The sequence below is a fragment of the Streptomyces sp. NPDC045846 genome, assembly GCF_056431605.1.
The window spans coordinates 98340-114775 of sequence record NZ_JBWKKJ010000005.1 but is presented as its reverse complement, the minus strand read 5'-3'; the positions used below and the strand labels follow the sequence as shown (position 1 = coordinate 114775).

The following is a 16436-nucleotide window of genomic DNA, read 5'->3' as shown; positions in this document are numbered from 1 at the left end:
GACGCTGACGCCGGACGGGAGGCGTACCGAGAACATGGTGGGTGTGTCGCTGACGAGGACCAGCCAGAACACATCGGAGCCTGAGACCATGACCGATCCGACCCAGGACCCGTCCTTCCTCCAGGACCCCTATCCCACGCTCGCCGCTCTGCGATCCGGGTGCCCCGTGCAGCCCCTGTCCATAGGCGCCGGGAAGCCGCCCAGCTACGTGGTCACCGGCTATGCGGAAGCACGGGAGGCCCTCGGCGAAACCCGGCTCTCCAAGGACACGGCCGCGTTATTCGCCGACCGGGAGTCCCGGCGCCGCCTGCACCCGGCGGTCGCGCACACCATGCTGGCCAGTGACCCGCCCCAACACACCCGGTTGCGCAAGCTGGTGACCAACGCCTTCACCACCGGGGCCGTCGCAAGGCTTCGCCCCTTCATCACCCGCGTCACCGACGAACTGCTCGATCGGTGGCACGAGGGAGAACAGGTCGACCTCGTCGCCGCCCTCGCGGTCCCGCTGCCCGTCATCGTGATCTGCGAGCTGCTCGGCGTACCGGAGGACGAACGCCCGGCGGTCCAGCGCCGGTCCGGTGAACTGTTCGCCGCGGGAAACCCGGACCTCATCGACGCGGCGTCGCACGCCCTGGCCGAGCACATGACCGCCCTGATCGAAGCCAAGCGCGCACGGCCCGGCGACTCCCTGCTCGACCGCCTCATCTCGGCCCGCGACGGCGACGACCGTCTCAGCGAGGACGAACTGCTCTCCCTCGCGGTACTCCTGCTGGTCGCCGGGCACGAGACCACGACCAATTTCATCGGCAACGCGGTCTTGGCACTGCTCCGCCACCCCGCCGAGCTGGATCACCTGCGCCGCAACGTGGACGACGTCGCGGGTGCCCTGGATGAACTGCTGCGGTTCGACTCCCCCGTGAGCATGGCGACCTTCCGATTCGCCACGGAGGCATTCACCCTGGGCGGCACCGAGATCCCGGCGGGCGCCCCGGTGCTCGTGGCCCTGGGGGCGGCCAACCGCGACCCCGAACGGTTCCCCTCGCCCGACCGCCTCGCCCGGGACCGGGACGCCGCAGCCCACCTCAGCTTCGGCCACGGCATCCACCGTTGCGTGGGCGCGCCGTTGGCGAAGGCCGAGGCCGAGATCGCCCTGCGAGCGATTCTGACCCGCTTTCCCGCAATCCGCCTCGCCGTACCACCTGACCAACTCACGTGGCGACGCACTCGTCTTCTCCGCGGCCTGGCGGCCCTCCCCGTCCTGACACACGGGGCCGTCTGAAGCTCCGGGAGGGCTGGCAGCGAGACAACAGCGACGGGCCCGCCAGGCGCCCGGTCCGTTACGAATTCCCTGTGGGCGGCGGCACCCGGTTCACCAAGATCGGGTTCACCGGCGCCGCACGCTTGATGCCCCGGGCGATGAGTTCTGACGGCGGTGAGGGTCTCCCCTGTCATGACCCGAAACATCGCAGCCAACTCGGCCTCCCCCGGCAGCTCGGGCACCGACGCCCAGGCCCGGATCGCGGGAGCACTTGTCCGTATCGACCGCGACGCACCGTGCCCACGACGTCTTGCGGTGATTCGATGACCATCGTCCACGCCAACGGGATCGACGTGGGTGTCGAGTCGTTCGGTCCCGAGGATGCGCCGCTCGTCCTGCTCGCGGGCGGGACGACGATGCTCTCCTGGCCCGACGCGCTGTGCCGGCGCCTCGCCACCGGCGGACGCCGTGTGGTGCGCTACGACCTGCGCGACAGCGGGGAGTCGACGACGACAGATCCGGAGGCGCCCGCCTACACCCTGCGCGACCTCGCCGCCGACGCCGCGGCCCTGGTGGACGCGCTCGGCGGGCGCCCTGCGCACATCGCGGGGATCGGCGTCGGCGGGATGGTCGCCCAAGTGGCCGTGCTCGACCACCCGGGCGCCTTCTCGGCCCTCACGCTGGTCGGCACCCGGGCGGTCGCGCCTGGGCCGCCCGACGATGACCTCCCCGATCACGACCAGGCGACGATGAGCCGCCTGTTCGCGTGTCCCCTGCCCGACTGGACCGACCGCGAGGCGGTCGCGGAGTTCGCCGCGGCCGGAGCGGAGGTGCTCGGCAACGACCCCGTCACCGCGCGCGCCATCGCCGCACGCGTCTGGGACCGCACGCCCGGCACCGCGGCCCCGGTCCACATGGCCAACCAGATCGGCCTGGTGTTCTCCAGGCTCGACTGCGCACCACGCTGGCGCGAACGGCTGCCCGAGATCGACATCCCCACGCTCGTCGTCCACGGCGACCGCGACCCGTTCTTCCCCCTGGGCAACGGTGAGGCCATCGCACGCGAAATCCCCGGAGCGAGCCTCCTGGTCCTCAAGGATGCCGCAACCGCGATCCCCGATACGGCGGCGTCCGAGGTCACCGAGGCGATGCTCGCGCTCGCATAGGGGGTGGTGGGCGCCGCGCCGCAACGCACGCACTGATCAGAGGCCGGAGAGCGGCAGGCATGCACCGCTGGCGCCCGAAAAGGCCGCGCCCTTCGGCCTGTTCGGGCGCCGCGTAGACACTCGTGCGGCGAGGTTGGGCCGGGTGCCGCGCGAGCTTCGCCCAGTGCCGCTCGCGGCCCGGCGCGACAGCGGCACAGGCTGGGTTGGGGGGGCGACGAGTTCGCCCGGAGGCCTACGAGCCGTCGGGGCGCATGCTGTCGTGCTGGGCGAGCACGGAGAGGAGGTCGGCGACGGTGGCCTTGTCGGCCGGGTGGCGCAGGGGGTTGTCGGGAGCGACCTGGTAGATGTTGGAGCGGCCTTCGCGGGTGTGCGTGAGGTAACCGCCGCGCTCCAGGTCGGAAATGATGTTCTGCACGGACCGTTCCGTCAGTCTGCAGTGCGCCGCGATGTCACGTATGCGCACCGTGCAATCCCCCGCGATGGTCGCCAACACGCGGGCATGGTTGGTGAGAAAGGTCCAGCCTGTGTGCGCTTCAGGTACTCCCGCCATCCGCCCACCATAGGCATTTTGATTCACGCAATCAAAAGGATGAAGCAGATTTCCGGTAAGACTTGACGTGTGAGGATTCGTGGGGGGACATTTGGAGGGACCGCAACCAGGTGGAGTCCTTGTGGGGAGCCTGCCGTGAAAGATCCAGAGATGGCCTCGCAGGCCGCCGGCACCCCGCCGCGCACGCCGACCGGGCCGGTAGTGCATCGTGTGGCCAGGGACGGCCTGGTCCTGGTCGCCGGAGAACTGGACCTCGACGGCGCGCAGACCCTTTACGCGGCCCTGCGCGGAGCACTCGACCGGTCGGCGTCAGGGCTGACCATCGACCTGCGGGGCGTCACCTTCTGCGACTGCTCCGGCCTCAACACCTTGCTGCGCCTGCGCCACCGCGCGCTGTCGCAAGGCAAAACGATCAGCATTCAGGGTGCAGGCCCGGAGGTGGCGAGGCTGCTCGCGATGACCCGCACCAGGTCCCTGTTCACCCCCGCCCAGGTCTGCCCCGACGGGCGGCGAGCCCCATCCTTGAGGCGATCGGCGTGAACGAGTCCAACCGCGCCGAGGACGCCGACGCACTGCACCGCGAAGTCGAGCAGCTGCGCCGGGCCCTGGAGACCCGGCCCGTCATCGACCTCGCCCGCGGCGCGCTGATGGCCTCCTTCCAACTCAGCAGCCAGGACGCCTGGAACGTGCTCGTCACGGTGTCCCAGCGCTCCAACAGCAAGCTGCGGCACGTGGCCGAGAACGTGCTCGACTCCATCAACGGCGACCCCCTCCCCCGGCCGCTCCAGCAGCAACTGGCCGCAGCCATCGCCCCGTTCCGCACCAAACCCGCCACCCCGCCCGACAAGCTCGGCATGTCTGCCACTCGTCCGGACACCCACCAGGCCGCAACCGAGTAACAGCGGCCACCCCCGACCGGCCGGGTCCCATCCGAAGGAGCACACAGGGCCGCTGGTGGGTCGGGTACGCGTAGCGGGCAGCGAGCCGGAGAACTCCACCAATTGGCCCCCTTCCGCGAGCGGTCCCGACACCGGCACCGGCCCAGGCCGCCTTGTTCGAGAACCCTTGTGCGGGCAGGGCGGAAGCCGTTCACGAAGCGGCACGACCTGAGCGGCAGCCGCTCACCGACGGTGAGCGTCCGGCGTGCGCACGCCCGGCGCCGCTGATTTCCTGGATGCGCCCCGCTCTCCGCGACCATGGAGGACCCATGAGCAGCACAAGTGAACTCGGGGTGCGCCGCCTACAGCAGATGCGCGCCCAGGTCAGCGAACTCCGCCACGCCGCGGACCGCACGCTCGACCCCGAGCTACGCCGTCGTCTGGAGGCCAAGATCCACCGCTTGCAGGAGCAATGCGGCCAGGACCGCGGCACGGACGCCGCCCGTCCTGAACCGGTCTGACGCCACCCCCGCGAAGCACTGACCCGGCAGCCCGGCGGCACCGCCGCCGAGCTCCGGCTCGCCTCCGACAGCCCGTGGTGCCGGGCAGGGTGACGGCTGGGCCGTGCGCTCATTGGCTCTCCGGGCCCCGCGGACGCGGAGCGCTCAGCCGCCCGCCGCCTACCAGGACTCACAAATCCCGCATGCCCCAGCTCCGCCCCACCCGCACCCGCGCGATGGAGCCGTGGGGGCTGATCCATGGGGACAAGCGGCCGCCTTCCGCACCAGGTCATCCATCCGATGACGGAACATTTGTCATCCATTGGATGACGTGCTACAACGGTGTCGTGAAGCGCATTGGCAGGTACTGCCCGAACGTTCTGGAGGTGTTTCGTGATGTTGATGCGCACCGACCCGTTCCGTGAACTCGACCGCCTCGCCCAGCAGCTGACCGGGAGCGGCACGTGGTCGCGGCCGTCCGCGATGGCGATGGACGCCTACCGCGAAGGCGACGAGTACGTGGTGGCCTTCGACCTCCCCGGCGTCAGCGCGGAGTCGATCGACATCGACGTCGAGCGGAACATGCTGACCGTCAAGGCGGAGCGACGCCCCGTGTCGAAGGCGGACGACGTGCAGATGGAACTCTCCGAGCGGCCGCTCGGCGTCTTCTCCCGCCAGCTCGTCCTCGCCGACACCCTGGACACCGAGCACATCGCGGCCGACTACGACGCCGGGGTGCTGACCCTGCGCATCCCGATCGCCGAGCGCGCCAAGCCCCGCAAGGTCTCCGTCAGCGGGACGTCCTCCCGCAAGCAGATCTCCGGCTGAACCGGCGGCGCGAGCAGGCCAGTGGCGGCGCAGGACGGGCTCCGATCTCCCCCTCTCCCCCGTCCTGCGCCCCACGCCATGGGAGGCGGTGGCTGCGATGACCCTGCGATGGGAAGCGTTCCTCGACCAGGTGCGGGAACGCGGCGAGTACGAGAGTGTCCACGAAGCGGAACGCGCGGCCCGCGTCGTGCTCGCCCTGCTCGGCGCCCACCTGGTGGGCGGTGTGCGGGCGGAACTGGCCGCGCGTCTGCCGGAAGCGTTCGCCCTGATCCTCCTGAACCCCCTGCAAAGCGCCGAACCGCTGCCGCCCGAGCGGTTCGTGCGGGCCACGGCGGCCTGGATCGAGGGCGCCACCGAAGCCACCGCGGCCTGGGACGTCAGCGCCGTCCTGAGCACCGTGGCCGACGCGGCGGGCGACCGCCTCATGCAGCAGGTCCTGCTTCAACTGCCCGTCGGCTACGACCTGTTGTTCGGCCGACCCCAGCCCATTTGACCACTACCCGCCCGCACCTCCGTGAGGTGCGGGCGGTCCGGGGTCGCTTTGGTGCGAGCGTGCGGGAGCCGGTCGGGATCACGGGCGGGCCAGAGGCGTACGGCCGTGGCACCCGCCACGAGAGCGAGAGCACCGAGAGCGATGACGGCCGACTGGAGCCCGGCTCCGACAACGAGCCAACCGGCCAGGGGGTATGTGAGCAGCCAGCAGCCGTGGGAGAGGGAGAACTGTGCGGCAAAGGCAGCGGTGCGCTGCTCGGGCTCGGTGGAGCGGCGGATGAGGCGGCCGGTGGGAGTGAGCACCAGGGAGCAGGCGGCGCCGAACGCGGCCCACATGGCCAGGAGCGCGGGCCAGCGCCAGCTTCCGCCGTGCGCGGCCGTGATGAGGCCGAGCCCGGCGAACACTGCGGGGAGCAGCACAGCGCCGCTCAGCATCACGGCCCGGTCCGAAGCTCTGTCCAGCAGGCGCGGCACGAGGAGGGCGACGAGCATGGAGCCCGCTCCGAACGCGCCGAGCGCGAAGGGGACTTGAGCGGCGGAGCGCCCCAGATGGTCGCGTACGTAGACGACGCTGTTGACGGTGACCATCGCCCCGGCCGCCGCCACGGCGACGTTGAGGGCCAGCAGGGCGCGCAGGCGCGGGCTGTCGAAGAAGAGCCGGGTACCGGCCGTCACCCTCGCATACGCGCCGCCCGCACGGGGCGCGGCGGGAGCAGGGCTGGGCAGAACGGCCGTGACGACGAGGGCGGCCGAGGCGAGGAAGCCGAGCACGGTGCCGGTGAACAGCCAGTCGTAGGTGATGACGGTGAGCAGGGCTGCGGCGAGGGCCGGACTGAACAGGCTCTCGAGGTCGTAGGCCAGCCGGGACAGGGACAGTGCTTGCGTGTAGTCGCGCTCCCGCGGCAGGACGTCGGGGATGACGGCCTGGAAGGACGGGGTGAAGGCGGCCGAGGCGGACTGGAGCAGGAACACCAGGACGTACACCTGCCACACCTGGTTCACGAACGGCAGGAAGAGCGCGACGCCGGCCCGGGTGAGATCGGCGCCGACCATGAGCGCCCGGCGCGGCAGGCGGTCGGCCACGGCGCCGATCGCGGGAGCGATCACGACGTACGCCACCATCTTGATCCCCAGCGCGGTGCCGAGCACCGCACCGGCGCGGGTGCCCGCGATGTCGTACGCGAGCAGTCCGAGCGCGACGGTGGCCAGCCCCGTCCCGATCAGGGAGACGACCTGGGCGGCGAACAGGTGTCGATAGGTGCGGTTGCGCAGAACGGAGAGCATCCGGCGGATCCCTCGGCCAGGGGCGAGCAGGGCGTGGACGCCCCCACTATAGGCACACATGCGCAGCTGCGCACATGACCATCAGAAAGTCCCTTGCCGGTCGCGGCGCGGACGCCGTCGGAGCGGGGCCTAGGCTGTCCCCATGCCTGATCGCGACACCATCCCACCTGCGCCCGGCGCGCATCTGCGTGCCCCTGACAGTGCGCGGCTGGCCGAGGCGACCGGTGTGTTCGCGCTGCTTTCGGACGCCACCCGGCTGCATCTGCTGTGGCTGCTCGCGCAGCAGGAGTCCGACGTCAGCTCGCTCGCCGAGCGGTGCGAGGCCTCGCGCACCGCGGTCAGCCAGCATCTGGCGAAGCTGCGGCTCGCCGGACTGGTGGAGACCCGCCGCGAGGGACGCCACATCGTCTACCGGCTGACCGACGGCCATCTGCGCCGCCTGGTTCTCGAAGCGCTCAGCCACGCCGACCACCGCGTGAGCGGACAGGCCACACACGACTGAACGGGCCGCGACATACGACCGGCCACCATGCGCCGCGCCCGCTCCACGGCGACGGGGCCCGCCGCGCGGGGCCCCTGTCGCGCACTCACGGTCCCCGCGCCCCGGCCTACGAAATCACCCTCCAACTCCCATCCTGCGAACGGCCCTTGACGAGCCCGGACGGATTTCGTTCGGTACCGGCGGACAGGGGGGGCGGGCCCACGGGACAGCTCACCGCAGGGGTGTCGCGAGGCACCGGCGATGATGAGGTCATGGACCATGTCGTCGAGCTCGACTCGGTTGCCGCCGAGATCACCGCTCGCCTTCCGGCGTGGAGTGCGGCAGGCCTCGTCCCCCTTCACATCACCTCGTATCCACGCGACCTGTAGGGGCCAGGCGCGTCCCGCTACGGCCAGTTGTCGCGGCCGTACTTGACGATCGCGTTGAGGTCCGGGCCACCGGCCACGATGTTGTTGTCCTCGCTGCCGATGCCGAGCGGTCCTGAGATCTCCTCGTAGCCGCTGACCGTGCCGATCGCGTACGGGCCGTCGCCCCAGGTCCCGAAGAAGGGGCCACCCGAGTCACCGCCGGTGTCGTCACCGTGGTGCTCCAGTTCCTGCGCGTCGCCGTCCTCGTCGTCGTCGATGACGTGGATGGCGGCCTGGAAGCTCGGCCGCTCGGAGGTCACAGCGCTCGGATAGCCGACCAGCGTCCAGTAGTTGCCGCCCTCCCAACCGGCGTCGTAAGCCTTGGTACCGAGGGAGCCGAGCCAGCTTCCGAGGGGATCGGCGAGGCGCATGACAGCCATGTCATGGGCGCTCACCTCATGGCCCGCGTATCCGTGGGCGTCCGTGACCCAGGACTGCCCGCCGCTGCCGGCTGCGGAGCCTCCGTCGTAGTAACCCGCGACGAACTGCGCCGCCCAGTTGGACGCGCCCCACGGCACCATGTGGGCGGCCGTCAGCACCGTGCGGTTGCCCACGAGAGCCGCCGTGCCGTAGGAGTCCCAGTTCGGCTGACTCGCGTCGCTCCAGACGAACAGCCGTCCGATGCACGCCCAGGGGTACCCGGAGGGGTAGTACGTCTGCCTCGCCGTGTACTCGCCGTACACGTGGCCGCTGTCGGTCGGGACGATGACGGTGCGGCCGTTGATCCGGCGCAACCGCGTCTCGGGCACCCCGGTCAAGCGCGGATAGTGCAGTTGCGGTTGCCACAGAGGCCGGTGGGGTCGGGGCGGGGCGTCCGGCGGCGCCAACGAGCCGGGTTCGTGCAGCCGGGTCTCGGCCACCGTCCGGCCGTGGAATGAACCCTCGGGCAGGACGAGGGTGGGACCGCCGTCCTGGTGCACCGACTGCCACTCGGGGACGGTCACGGTTACGCGGGCGGACGTCAGGCCCGCCCGTGCCTCTCCGGAGAGGTTCTCGGTGGCGGGGATGTCAGCACGGCGGGCCAGCTCCTCCAGGGTGAGCGGCGGGTCCTGCCGGGCGTCGCGGTCGCTCATGATGTGTGCCTCCTCGTCAGCCGGAGGCGCGCGGACGCGGAGGCTCTCGGCGCCTGCGCCGTCCTCCTCTCTCCATGGTGGACCCGTCCCGGCAGGTGTGCCCACCGGTGACCGCGGTAGCAGCCGATCAGCAGGCGCTGCCCCCGCGTGGATGGCCGGGCGGGCGTTCGTGGTGGCCCGGGCGGACACGGCGGCGGTGCCCGAACGCACCCGGATTTGTCGGGGAACGGTAACGGCTCCCAAGGGGGTGCAACGGGCAGGCCAGGCGGCCCATCTGCCTGATCAGCGAGGCGCGTTGGGCGTGTTCGCCAAGTGGAGGATCGCCCCGTGAGCGGGGTGGTCCACGGGAAGGAAAGTCCATGACCAGGACGAAGAGGACCGTCACGACAACACGGGGCCGCCGGGCGGCGGTGATCGGCACGCTGGGGCTGGCCGCAGTGACGCTGGCCGCCGCGCCGGCGTTCGCCAAGGGCAGTGTCGACATCTCCGCGCAGCGTACGGCCCATGTGGGAGAGACCTACAAGGTCACGGGCCAGGGCAACGACGACGCCGCGCCCTATCTGCGGATATGCCTGGAGAGCCGCAGCGGCCAGAAGGCCTGGCAGCAGATCTCGTGCGGTCACGTGGTCGCCACCGGCACCGACGCCCAGGACGTCGCGCACATCAAGGCCGCCCGTCACGGCATCACGGAATACCGTGCGGTGGTGTACGGACTGACCAGCCCGACCGACCGTCACCCCGTCCGCGAACGCACCTCCGGCCTCGCCACGGTCAGCGTCCGCTGAACACGCTGGCGCGGTACGGGAGTTGGCATCAGCTGGTTGTGACCTGGCGGTCGGTCGCACCCCGGCCCCGGCGGTCCGGGTTTCGTGAACCGGTCGGTCCCACCTCGTAGGTGCACCGTCTCAGGGGCTTCGCCACAGCGCGGCCCCTGAGCCGTTCCGCGTCCCGCCGAGGGCCATTCGGTCCGCTGAGGCGATCGTGCACCCGTGCGCCGGGGCGGGCTCGGTCACGGGCTCCGTCACGGGCTGCGGAGTTTGACGGCCAGGAAGTAAGGCTGCTGGTGGGTCTTCTCGTACCGGCGTGGGTCGACGGGCTGGGCCTGTGATGTGGCGCGTGGTTCCGTCAGTTCTTCCAGTACGAATCCCGCGCCGAGCAGCTCCCCGAGGAACTGCTCCAGCGTCATCCGCCAGTAGCTGAGGGCGAATTCATCACCGAAGGGGAGCTCCACCCGCTCGGCGGCGAAGTAGGAGCCGCCGAAGTAGGTCCAGTCGCTGGTGGGGTGGGTGGTGGACACGAGCAGGGTGCCGCCCGGCCGCAACACGCGGCGCAGCTCGGCGAGGAGCTGGGCCCGTGCGTCGATGTGGTGGTAGACGAGGGCCATCACGGCCAGGTCGAAGGACTGATCCGGCAGGAAGGACAGCGGCTCCTCCAGGTCGTGCTGGTGCAGGACCGCGCTGTCGCCGAGCCGCTCCTGGGCGGCCCGCAGCAAGGTGTCGCTCCCCTCGACACCTACCACCCGCCCCGCCCCCATCCGCAGGAGCTCGGCCGCGTAGTGTCCGCCCCCGCATCCGAGATCCAGAACCCGCGAGCCCCTGACATCACCAGCGAGCTTGAGCATCGCCGGGCGATCGGTGTGGGCGTTGTAGACGCTGGTCGTGGCCTGAAGGGCGAACTGCCTGCCCATTTCGCCGTGGTAGGCGGTCTCGGCTGTCATCGAGGCATCCTCGCAGGAATCGCGGCCGCATGACCACGCCGCTACCCCGGGTTTCTTGGCGCGGGCCGTGGTGGGGTGGGCTGGGCCGTCGTTTGATCCACACGGTGGGCAGCCCCCCAGTGGGCCTGCCCACCGGACTCGTAGAGCCCGACGAGAGTCCTCGCGCCGCCGCCCGCCGAGAAGCGTCGAGCGTCGCCCGCCGGTACCGGTTGCTCAGCTTGCCCGTACCCGGACGGAGTCAGTCGAGGAGGAGAGGGTTGGGGAGGTCGGCGTCGGGGTGCATGCGCAGCAGGGTGTGGAGGACGCCCGCCAGGCCGGACATGAGGCTTGGGGAGAAGGCTTCCCTGGCCAGGCCACCGACGGGGCCGCGCTGTTCGAGGCCGGTGAGGATCTCGGCGTCGAGGGCGGTGGGGTCGCCGGACTCGACGGACGTCAGGAACTCCCACAGCCCCAGGTCGCCGTGGCACAGGGTGTGGCTCCATCCGAAGCCTTCGGCCGCACAGGCGCGGGCGGCCCGGTGGGCCATGTCGAGGTGGGCGGGGTCGCCGGTGCGGCGGTGCAGGTCCAGCATGCCGATGCCGACGCCCGCACTGCCGTGGCACCAGCTGGTGAAGTAGTCCTCCTCGGCGCCGATGCGGGCGTCCAGCCAGTTGCCGTCGTCGGGCCGGTAGAGGGATTCCTGGTAGGCGAAGGCCCGTTCGGCCAGCGCCCTCCAGTCGCGGCGCTCGGAGGCGGTGCCCGCGTCCGTGAGGGAGAGCCGGGTCAGTGCCCAGCCGATGCCGGTGGCGCCGTGGGCGAAACCGCCGATGCCCTCCGGGTTGAGGCGGGTCGGCCACCGGGCGCCCGCCTCGTCGATCACGGCAAGCCTCGCCAACCGTCGACCGATGTGCGCGGCGGCGGCCGGCCAGCGGTCCTGCCCGGTCGCGGCGGCCAGGTTGAGCAGCGGGACGACCGCCCCGGCCGCGCCGTTGAGGAGGTCCACCTCGATGTCGTCCTCGATGAGCGGCCCCGCCGTGAGCAACCGGGCCCGCTCGGCGGCCCGCTTCAGAAGCCAGTCCTCGCCCACCACACGGTGCAGCGCCAGCCAGGTCCACACCTGCGACGCGGCGCCACTGAACGCCCCGGCCGACGGCGTCGGAGTCAGGTCCTCCGTACTGATGAGCACGCGCAGCGCACCCTCGAACGTCTCGCGCACGCCCGGCACTTCGTCGGCCCGCCCGGCCCGTACCTCGGAGACGTACTCGGCCAGCGTGAGCGCCACACCGCCCTGGCCCGTGTAGAGGTCGGCGGGCAGCACCCTGATCGACCATCCGGCGGGGGTGAAGACGGGGCTGATCCAGGTGACCGTCCCGTCCTCGCCGCGTACGGCGCCGTCGCACAGCCGCCGCACCATCTGTGCGGCCAGGGCGCGTCGACGGCGTTCGCGGTCACGGGCGTGCGGGTCGCGGGCGGCGGCCTGCACCCGTTCGGGAAGCGAGCGTTCGTTGAGGTAGGCACCCACCAGGGCGTCCTGGATCACCGAATCCTCCAGGGCCAGATCGGCGGTGCGCCAGTCCTCGACCGTGGCCCGCACGGCCGACGCGTCCACGGTGAAGCCGAACATCGGAACGTCCCCGACCAACAGGTCGCCGATCTCGCCGTCGATGGCCGCGCGGTCGGTGGGCGCGCCGGGCAGCACCTCGGCGTTGCGGCGCAGGATGTCCCGCGCCCGCTCGACCGCCGCCGCCTCGTCGTGCAGCGAGGCCGGGTGCCACAGCATGCGGCCGATGTCGACGTACGCCTGCGTCGGCCGCAGGATCCGCCGGGCCCGGACCCCTTCGAAACGGCGCAGCAGCCGGTACGGGTCGGTGCCGGGCCGGCGCAGCTGCGCGGTCATCTCCTGGAACCCGGCCAGGACCCGGTCCCAGTACGTGCTCAGGACCGGCGTGGCCGCGGGGTGGTTCCCCGCCACCGGCATGGCCACCAGGTCCACCTCGAAGCGGGCCGCGGCGGTGCCGCCGTCGGCGATCACCGGGTGCGGGATCAGGGGCTGTTGGCCGGGCAGGGCGCCGATCCCGGAGATGTCGACACCGCCGAGCGCGAAGCTGGTGCCGCGTACGGGCAGCAGTCCGGTGCGCAGCACGGTGCGGCGGATCGCGGCGGCCGCCACGTCCACCGCCCCTCCCCGGCCGCTGGGCGGGAACGGTGCCGGGGCGTCGAAGAGGGTCTCGGCGTCCACGATCACCGGCACGGGCCCCGCGGCGATCATGTTCTCGGCGTGCATGTCGGTGCCGCCGGTGAAGCGGAGCACCGCCAGCCAGTGCCCGATGTTGCGGTAGAACACGGCGAGTTCGCGCTCGTCCGCGCAGTAGCGGTGGCGGATGAACTCGGCCCAGCCGTAGCCGTCGCGTGCCAGGGTCCTGGGCACCCGGATGCGCTCGTCCGGCGCCGGAGCGCCGGGGAGCTCCGCGAACAGGTCGTCCAGGAGCGCGCCCAGCGCCACGTCGGCCTCCGACGGACGGGGCTTGTACATCACGCTCCCGTCGGCGAAGTCGACCCGGCTGACGGTCAACCCGCCCCGGTGCGTGTCGCCCGCCCCGAACTCGACGGCCCGTACCTCGCCCGCGGGTGCGCCCAGGAGGGCGCCGAGCACCTCGCGGTCGGCGGCCAGCCGCTCCGCGAAACCCGCGGCAGCCGCCACCGAGAGCCGTGCGGCCGACGCGACCCGCGGGCCCGCGCTCGGGTAGCGGTCGGCCAGCCGGTCGAGGTAGCCCTCCTGGCCGGCCTGCTCGATGTACGCGTCCCACGTCGCCGACCCGGCCCCGGACGCGGCGTCCCCCTCGGCCAGGCGCAGCGCGTGCAGTTCGATCAGGAACAGGCGGGACAGTTTCGCGTGCAGTGACTGGAGCAGGGCCGTGTGACCTGCCTCCAGCAGTACGTCCCGCTCGGCTCGCCCGAGCGAGCCCACCGCGGCCAGCCGTCGGGCGAGTTCGTCGCGCCAGGGGCGGGCGATGGCCCGTACCGGATGGGCGAAGGGTGCCGTTTCGTCCGACGTTCCCGGCTTCGGTGCGCTCACCATCAACTACCCCTGTTCCACCGCGAGTTCGCGCCACGGACGGCGCATGAGAGGAGCCCGCGAGGCGGGCGGTCGGCCAAGCAGCGGGCCCTTCGTGGCGCGTGCGTTGCCACGAAGGGCCCTCAGGGTGCCTGCGACGGTCAGCAGCACCAGCTCCCGTGCGACCCGCTCGGGCTGGAACAGAAGCCGTAGAGGGAGTCGCTCGGGTCGGTGAGCGCCGCCTCGGCGGCGGCGCCGCCGACGTAGAGCGGACCGGCGGGGTTGAGCTGGCCGTACGCGCTTTCGGCACCCGACAGCCACGCGTTGAGCACGGCGCTTGCGGGAACAGTGGTCTGCGGCATCAACGACCTCCGAACAGAGGAATCGGGACGGATCGCCCAGCCCCGAGTATGGCCATATCCGAACACCCGTCAGACGAACAATCCAGCCAAAGGCATTCGGACGCAGATGCGCACCACACCTATCCCCGGTTGTCGTCTCCGGAGGCGCTACGTCGCCTCGTTGCGCAGTTCGGCTTGGTAGCGGCCCGGTGTCTGGCCGACGACGTAGGCGAACGCGTCGATGAAGCTGGAGGGGTTGGACCAGCCGCACTCCATCGCGGTGCCGGTGACGGACAGCCCCTGGGTGAGGGACGATGACGACGCTGGTGTCCTTACTGATGGTGGTCATGGGTGGTGAGCTCCTCGCAGAAGGCCGAGTCACACCCGCTGAGCGAACGGCGGCTCCGTCCGTGCGGGGTGCTTGCGGACACCACGGTGGAACCCGGCGCGCCCGCGCCCAACTGGTGAAGGGACACGCGATACCGGAAACCCGCCAACTCGGTGGAAGGGATGGATTCCGGTGCCGGAGTCCCATAGCCGCAGCCCATCCGGGTCCCTGTCTGCCACCCGGTCTCACGGAGTCGACGTGTGCTCCTCGGCGTAGCGGGCCAGGCCTTCGGCCATGCCCCGCATGAACTTCTGGAGATAGCGGGGCATGATCCAGCGCAGCAGCAGGCTCGTCTCGTACGCGCCGTACCAGTGGATGACCGTGCCCGAGCCGGGTGCCGGTTCCAGCTCGATGCGCGCCTGATAGTTGCGCATCGACGGATTGAACGCGTCCTCGTAGGCCAGGAGCCGGTGCTCGACCTTCTCGGTCAGCCGCTCCCCGGTGACCGTACGCCCCGTCCGGAAGGCCCGGACGGCGCCGACGCCGTCGTCACCACCAGGGTCGAGGTCGGTCGAGCGCGTCCTGTCCAGGCTGTCCACCTTGGACCACACCGGCCAGCTCGCGGCGTCGACCAACAGCTTCCAGACGATGTCGGGCGAGGCCTTGGTGGTCACGGTGACGTCGTACCTATGCATGGTGAGGTGCTCCTTCGTCGAGTCGGCCCGGCAGTCATCGGGACTCCCCCGGCTGGGAACGGGCTGTCGGCAGGCCCTCAGTCTCGGCGCATCCCTCACGATCTCGCACGCACGCTTGCGGTAATGGCAAGGTGGGGCCTCATGGATCCGAAGACGCCCAGGACGGACGCGGACGTACTCGACGGTGTGGGGCCGCGGCTTCGTGCGCTCCGTCGCGACCGCGGCATCACCCTGGCCGACATCGCGGCGACGACCGGTGTCTCGGAGAGTACGCTGTCCCGGCTGGAGAGCGGACAGCGCCGCCCCACCCTGGAGTTGCTGCTGCCGCTGGCCCGTATCTACGAGGTGCCGCTGGACGACCTCGTCGGCGCCCCGCGCACCGGGGACCCCCGGATCCACCTCAAGCCGATCAAGCGGTTCGGGATGACGTTCGTGCCGCTGTCCCGTCGGCCGGGCGGGGCCCACGCGTTCAAGATGATCATCCCTGCCCGGCCGAAACCGCTCGAACCCACCCCGCAGACCCACGAAGGCTTCGAGTGGCTGTATGTGCTCAGCGGCCGCCTGCGGCTGGTGATCGGCGAGCGGGACCTGACGCTGCCGCCGGGCGAGGCCGCCGAGTTCGACACCTCCCTGCCGCACTGGCTGGGCAGTGCCGACGGCGGCGCGGTGGAACTGCTCATCCTGTTCGGACTGCAAGGAGTGCGGGCGCATGTACGCACGTCCGGACCCTCATCCACTGGCTGAGGCCGTTGCTCGACCGCGGGCCGATGCTGCGCACGGTGGATGATCCGTCCTCGCCTACCGCACGGGCCTACCCCCTGCCGCCCGGGGCAGCCCGGGCTGGGCACCCCGGATACAGAGCCCCGGCAAGACACGTCGCACCGAAGCGAAGACCGATCAGGGCGTCATCCTCTGAAGCCGTCCCGCATCGATGCCGCCCTCAGCCCCCGCGCCTCCGGCCGAGCCGCGCATTACTCCGTGACGCGCGGCGGCAGCCCTTGGGTGATCCGGTCGAACAGGTCCCTCAGCGGCTCCCCGAGGTTCTGCCCGAACTCCGTAAGTCCGTAGGTGACTTGAGGGGGCGTCGTCGGCTCGACCTCCCGTCGGACCAGGCCGTCCTTGACCAGGGCGCGCAGAGTCTGGGAGAGCATCTTCTCGCTGATGCCGTGGATGCTCTCGCGCAGCTCGTAGAACCGAAGGTCGCTGCTCCGCAAGGCGATCAGCACCCAGATGCCCCACCTGCTGGTCACGTGGTCGACCACGTCGCGGGCAGGGCAGTCAGTGTGAAACACCTCATACCGCCGGTCGGTCTCGACCTGGGTCACCTGCACGCCTTCCTTCATGTCCGGAGCTTACCTCTGGGTATGTCCTTACGAAAAGTAA

Annotated in this window: 18 protein-coding genes and 1 pseudogene; 10 read left to right on the top strand and 9 right to left on the bottom strand. The window is 71.1% G+C overall.

The genetic code is table 11. The features are described 5' to 3' along the window. Nucleotides 1–88 precede the first annotated feature (88 nt). Nucleotides 89–1279, top strand: a complete 1191-nt coding sequence (locus AC07F3_RS15585) for a cytochrome P450 family protein (protein ID WP_479114268.1) — start codon at nt 89–91, stop codon at nt 1277–1279. 302 nt (nt 1280–1581) lie between these two features. Beyond that, the gene (locus tag AC07F3_RS15580) at nt 1582–2424 is read left to right on the top strand and encodes an alpha/beta fold hydrolase (RefSeq protein ID WP_479114266.1); all 843 of its coding nucleotides are present in this window, start codon (nt 1582–1584) and stop codon (nt 2422–2424) included. Between the two features lie 232 nt (nt 2425–2656). Here the strand turns inward: AC07F3_RS15580 and AC07F3_RS15575 are convergent, their stop codons facing one another. Continuing rightward, nucleotides 2657–2974, bottom strand: a complete 318-nt coding sequence (locus tag AC07F3_RS15575; RefSeq protein WP_479114264.1) for a helix-turn-helix transcriptional regulator — start codon at nt 2972–2974, stop codon at nt 2657–2659. 135 nt (nt 2975–3109) lie between these two features. Here AC07F3_RS15575 and AC07F3_RS15570 point away from each other — a divergent pair, with 135 nt between their 5' ends. From AC07F3_RS15570 to AC07F3_RS15550, 5 genes are all read left to right on the top strand, one after another. Next, nucleotides 3110–3514, top strand: coding sequence for an STAS domain-containing protein (locus AC07F3_RS15570; protein ID WP_479114262.1), 405 nt, complete (start codon nt 3110–3112; stop codon nt 3512–3514). Beyond that, complete coding sequence (locus tag AC07F3_RS15565) at nt 3511–3873, top strand: ANTAR domain-containing protein (RefSeq protein ID WP_479114260.1); 363 nt, start codon at nt 3511–3513, stop codon at nt 3871–3873. Before AC07F3_RS15570 ends, AC07F3_RS15565 begins: the two co-directional genes overlap by 4 nt. A 308-nt stretch (nt 3874–4181) precedes the next feature. Continuing rightward, nucleotides 4182–4373 carry a DUF6381 family protein gene (locus AC07F3_RS15560; RefSeq protein ID WP_479114259.1) on the top strand — a complete coding sequence of 64 codons (192 nt, stop codon included), beginning with the start codon at nt 4182–4184 and terminating at the stop codon, nt 4371–4373. Between the two features lie 375 nt (nt 4374–4748). Continuing rightward, nucleotides 4749–5180, top strand: coding sequence for an Hsp20/alpha crystallin family protein (locus AC07F3_RS15555; RefSeq protein WP_479114257.1), 432 nt, complete (start codon nt 4749–4751; stop codon nt 5178–5180). Between the two features lie 97 nt (nt 5181–5277). Further along, nucleotides 5278–5673, top strand: a complete 396-nt coding sequence (locus tag AC07F3_RS15550) for a DUF2267 domain-containing protein (protein ID WP_479114255.1) — start codon at nt 5278–5280, stop codon at nt 5671–5673. Here the strand turns inward: AC07F3_RS15550 and AC07F3_RS15545 are convergent. Then, a complete protein-coding gene (locus AC07F3_RS15545) occupies nt 5637–6956 on the bottom strand; it encodes an MFS transporter (RefSeq protein WP_479114253.1) in 1320 nt (439 codons plus the stop codon). The two genes, AC07F3_RS15550 and AC07F3_RS15545, sit on opposite strands and share 37 nt — an antisense overlap. A gap of 142 nt (nt 6957–7098) precedes the next feature. On the opposite strand from AC07F3_RS15545, the gene AC07F3_RS15540 reads away from it, so the two are divergent. Then, on the top strand, nt 7099–7458 hold the full coding sequence (locus AC07F3_RS15540; protein ID WP_479114251.1) for an ArsR/SmtB family transcription factor: 360 nt from the start codon (nt 7099–7101) through the stop codon (nt 7456–7458). 385 nt (nt 7459–7843) lie between these two features. Here the strand turns inward: AC07F3_RS15540 and AC07F3_RS15535 are convergent, their stop codons facing one another. After that, nucleotides 7844–8938: a trypsin-like serine peptidase gene (locus tag AC07F3_RS15535; RefSeq protein ID WP_479114249.1), complete on the bottom strand. Its 1095-nt coding sequence runs from the start codon at nt 8936–8938 to the stop codon at nt 7844–7846. A 359-nt stretch (nt 8939–9297) separates the two neighbouring features. Here AC07F3_RS15535 and AC07F3_RS15530 point away from each other — a divergent pair, with 359 nt between their 5' ends. Continuing rightward, nucleotides 9298–9723, top strand: coding sequence for a hypothetical protein (locus tag AC07F3_RS15530; RefSeq protein WP_479114247.1), 426 nt, complete (start codon nt 9298–9300; stop codon nt 9721–9723). 236 nt (nt 9724–9959) lie between these two features. On the opposite strand, the gene AC07F3_RS15525 is transcribed toward AC07F3_RS15530, so the two are convergent. The 5 genes and pseudogenes from AC07F3_RS15525 to AC07F3_RS15505 form a co-directional block, all read right to left on the bottom strand. Then, nucleotides 9960–10655 carry a class I SAM-dependent methyltransferase gene (locus tag AC07F3_RS15525; RefSeq protein WP_479114245.1) on the bottom strand — a complete coding sequence of 232 codons (696 nt, stop codon included), beginning with the start codon at nt 10653–10655 and terminating at the stop codon, nt 9960–9962. Between the two features lie 238 nt (nt 10656–10893). Beyond that, nucleotides 10894–13713: a DUF4135 domain-containing protein gene (locus AC07F3_RS15520; RefSeq protein ID WP_479114243.1), complete on the bottom strand. Its 2820-nt coding sequence runs from the start codon at nt 13711–13713 to the stop codon at nt 10894–10896. Nucleotides 13714–13850: 137 nt separating this feature from the next. Then, nucleotides 13851–14051, bottom strand: a complete 201-nt coding sequence (locus tag AC07F3_RS15515; protein ID WP_479114241.1) for a DUF6229 family protein — start codon at nt 14049–14051, stop codon at nt 13851–13853. 147 nt (nt 14052–14198) lie between these two features. Further along, nucleotides 14199–14339, bottom strand: a pseudogene (locus AC07F3_RS15510) (helix-turn-helix domain-containing protein); the annotation flags it as partial. 264 nt (nt 14340–14603) lie between these two features. After that, entirely contained in the window at nt 14604–15053 is a 450-nt protein-coding gene (locus AC07F3_RS15505; protein ID WP_479114239.1) for an SRPBCC family protein, read from the bottom strand. 141 nt (nt 15054–15194) lie between these two features. Between AC07F3_RS15505 and AC07F3_RS15500 the strand changes: the two genes are divergently transcribed. Then, complete coding sequence (locus AC07F3_RS15500) at nt 15195–15797, top strand: helix-turn-helix domain-containing protein (protein WP_479114237.1); 603 nt, start codon at nt 15195–15197, stop codon at nt 15795–15797. 227 nt (nt 15798–16024) lie between these two features. Here AC07F3_RS15500 and AC07F3_RS15495 read toward each other — a convergent pair whose 3' ends face one another. Further along, complete coding sequence (locus tag AC07F3_RS15495; RefSeq protein WP_479114235.1) at nt 16025–16396, bottom strand: winged helix-turn-helix transcriptional regulator; 372 nt, start codon at nt 16394–16396, stop codon at nt 16025–16027. Nucleotides 16397–16436 lie beyond the last annotated feature (40 nt).

Bases quoted from the DNA above. Each gene is read 5' to 3' on its own strand.
- AC07F3_RS15520 (WP_479114243.1), bottom strand. From the start codon at position 13,713: ATGGTGAGCGCACCGAAGCCGGGAACGTCGGACGAAACGGCACCCTTC.
- AC07F3_RS15555 (WP_479114257.1), top strand. From the start codon at position 4,749: ATGTTGATGCGCACCGACCCGTTCCGTGAACTCGACCGCCTCGCCCAG.
- AC07F3_RS15515 (WP_479114241.1), bottom strand. From the start codon at position 14,051: ATGCCGCAGACCACTGTTCCCGCAAGCGCCGTGCTCAACGCGTGGCTG.
- AC07F3_RS15535 (WP_479114249.1), bottom strand. From the start codon at position 8,938: ATGAGCGACCGCGACGCCCGGCAGGACCCGCCGCTCACCCTGGAGGAG.
- AC07F3_RS15560 (WP_479114259.1), top strand. From the start codon at position 4,182: ATGAGCAGCACAAGTGAACTCGGGGTGCGCCGCCTACAGCAGATGCGC.
- AC07F3_RS15545 (WP_479114253.1), bottom strand. From the start codon at position 6,956: ATGCTCTCCGTTCTGCGCAACCGCACCTATCGACACCTGTTCGCCGCC.
- AC07F3_RS15525 (WP_479114245.1), bottom strand. From the start codon at position 10,655: ATGACAGCCGAGACCGCCTACCACGGCGAAATGGGCAGGCAGTTCGCC.
- AC07F3_RS15505 (WP_479114239.1), bottom strand. From the start codon at position 15,053: ATGCATAGGTACGACGTCACCGTGACCACCAAGGCCTCGCCCGACATC.
- AC07F3_RS15580 (WP_479114266.1), top strand. From the start codon at position 1,582: ATGACCATCGTCCACGCCAACGGGATCGACGTGGGTGTCGAGTCGTTC.
- AC07F3_RS15585 (WP_479114268.1), top strand. From the start codon at position 89: ATGACCGATCCGACCCAGGACCCGTCCTTCCTCCAGGACCCCTATCCC.
- AC07F3_RS15550 (WP_479114255.1), top strand. From the start codon at position 5,278: ATGACCCTGCGATGGGAAGCGTTCCTCGACCAGGTGCGGGAACGCGGC.
- AC07F3_RS15540 (WP_479114251.1), top strand. From the start codon at position 7,099: ATGCCTGATCGCGACACCATCCCACCTGCGCCCGGCGCGCATCTGCGT.
- AC07F3_RS15575 (WP_479114264.1), bottom strand. From the start codon at position 2,974: ATGGCGGGAGTACCTGAAGCGCACACAGGCTGGACCTTTCTCACCAAC.
- AC07F3_RS15500 (WP_479114237.1), top strand. From the start codon at position 15,195: ATGGATCCGAAGACGCCCAGGACGGACGCGGACGTACTCGACGGTGTG.
- AC07F3_RS15495 (WP_479114235.1), bottom strand. From the start codon at position 16,396: ATGAAGGAAGGCGTGCAGGTGACCCAGGTCGAGACCGACCGGCGGTAT.
- AC07F3_RS15530 (WP_479114247.1), top strand. From the start codon at position 9,298: ATGACCAGGACGAAGAGGACCGTCACGACAACACGGGGCCGCCGGGCG.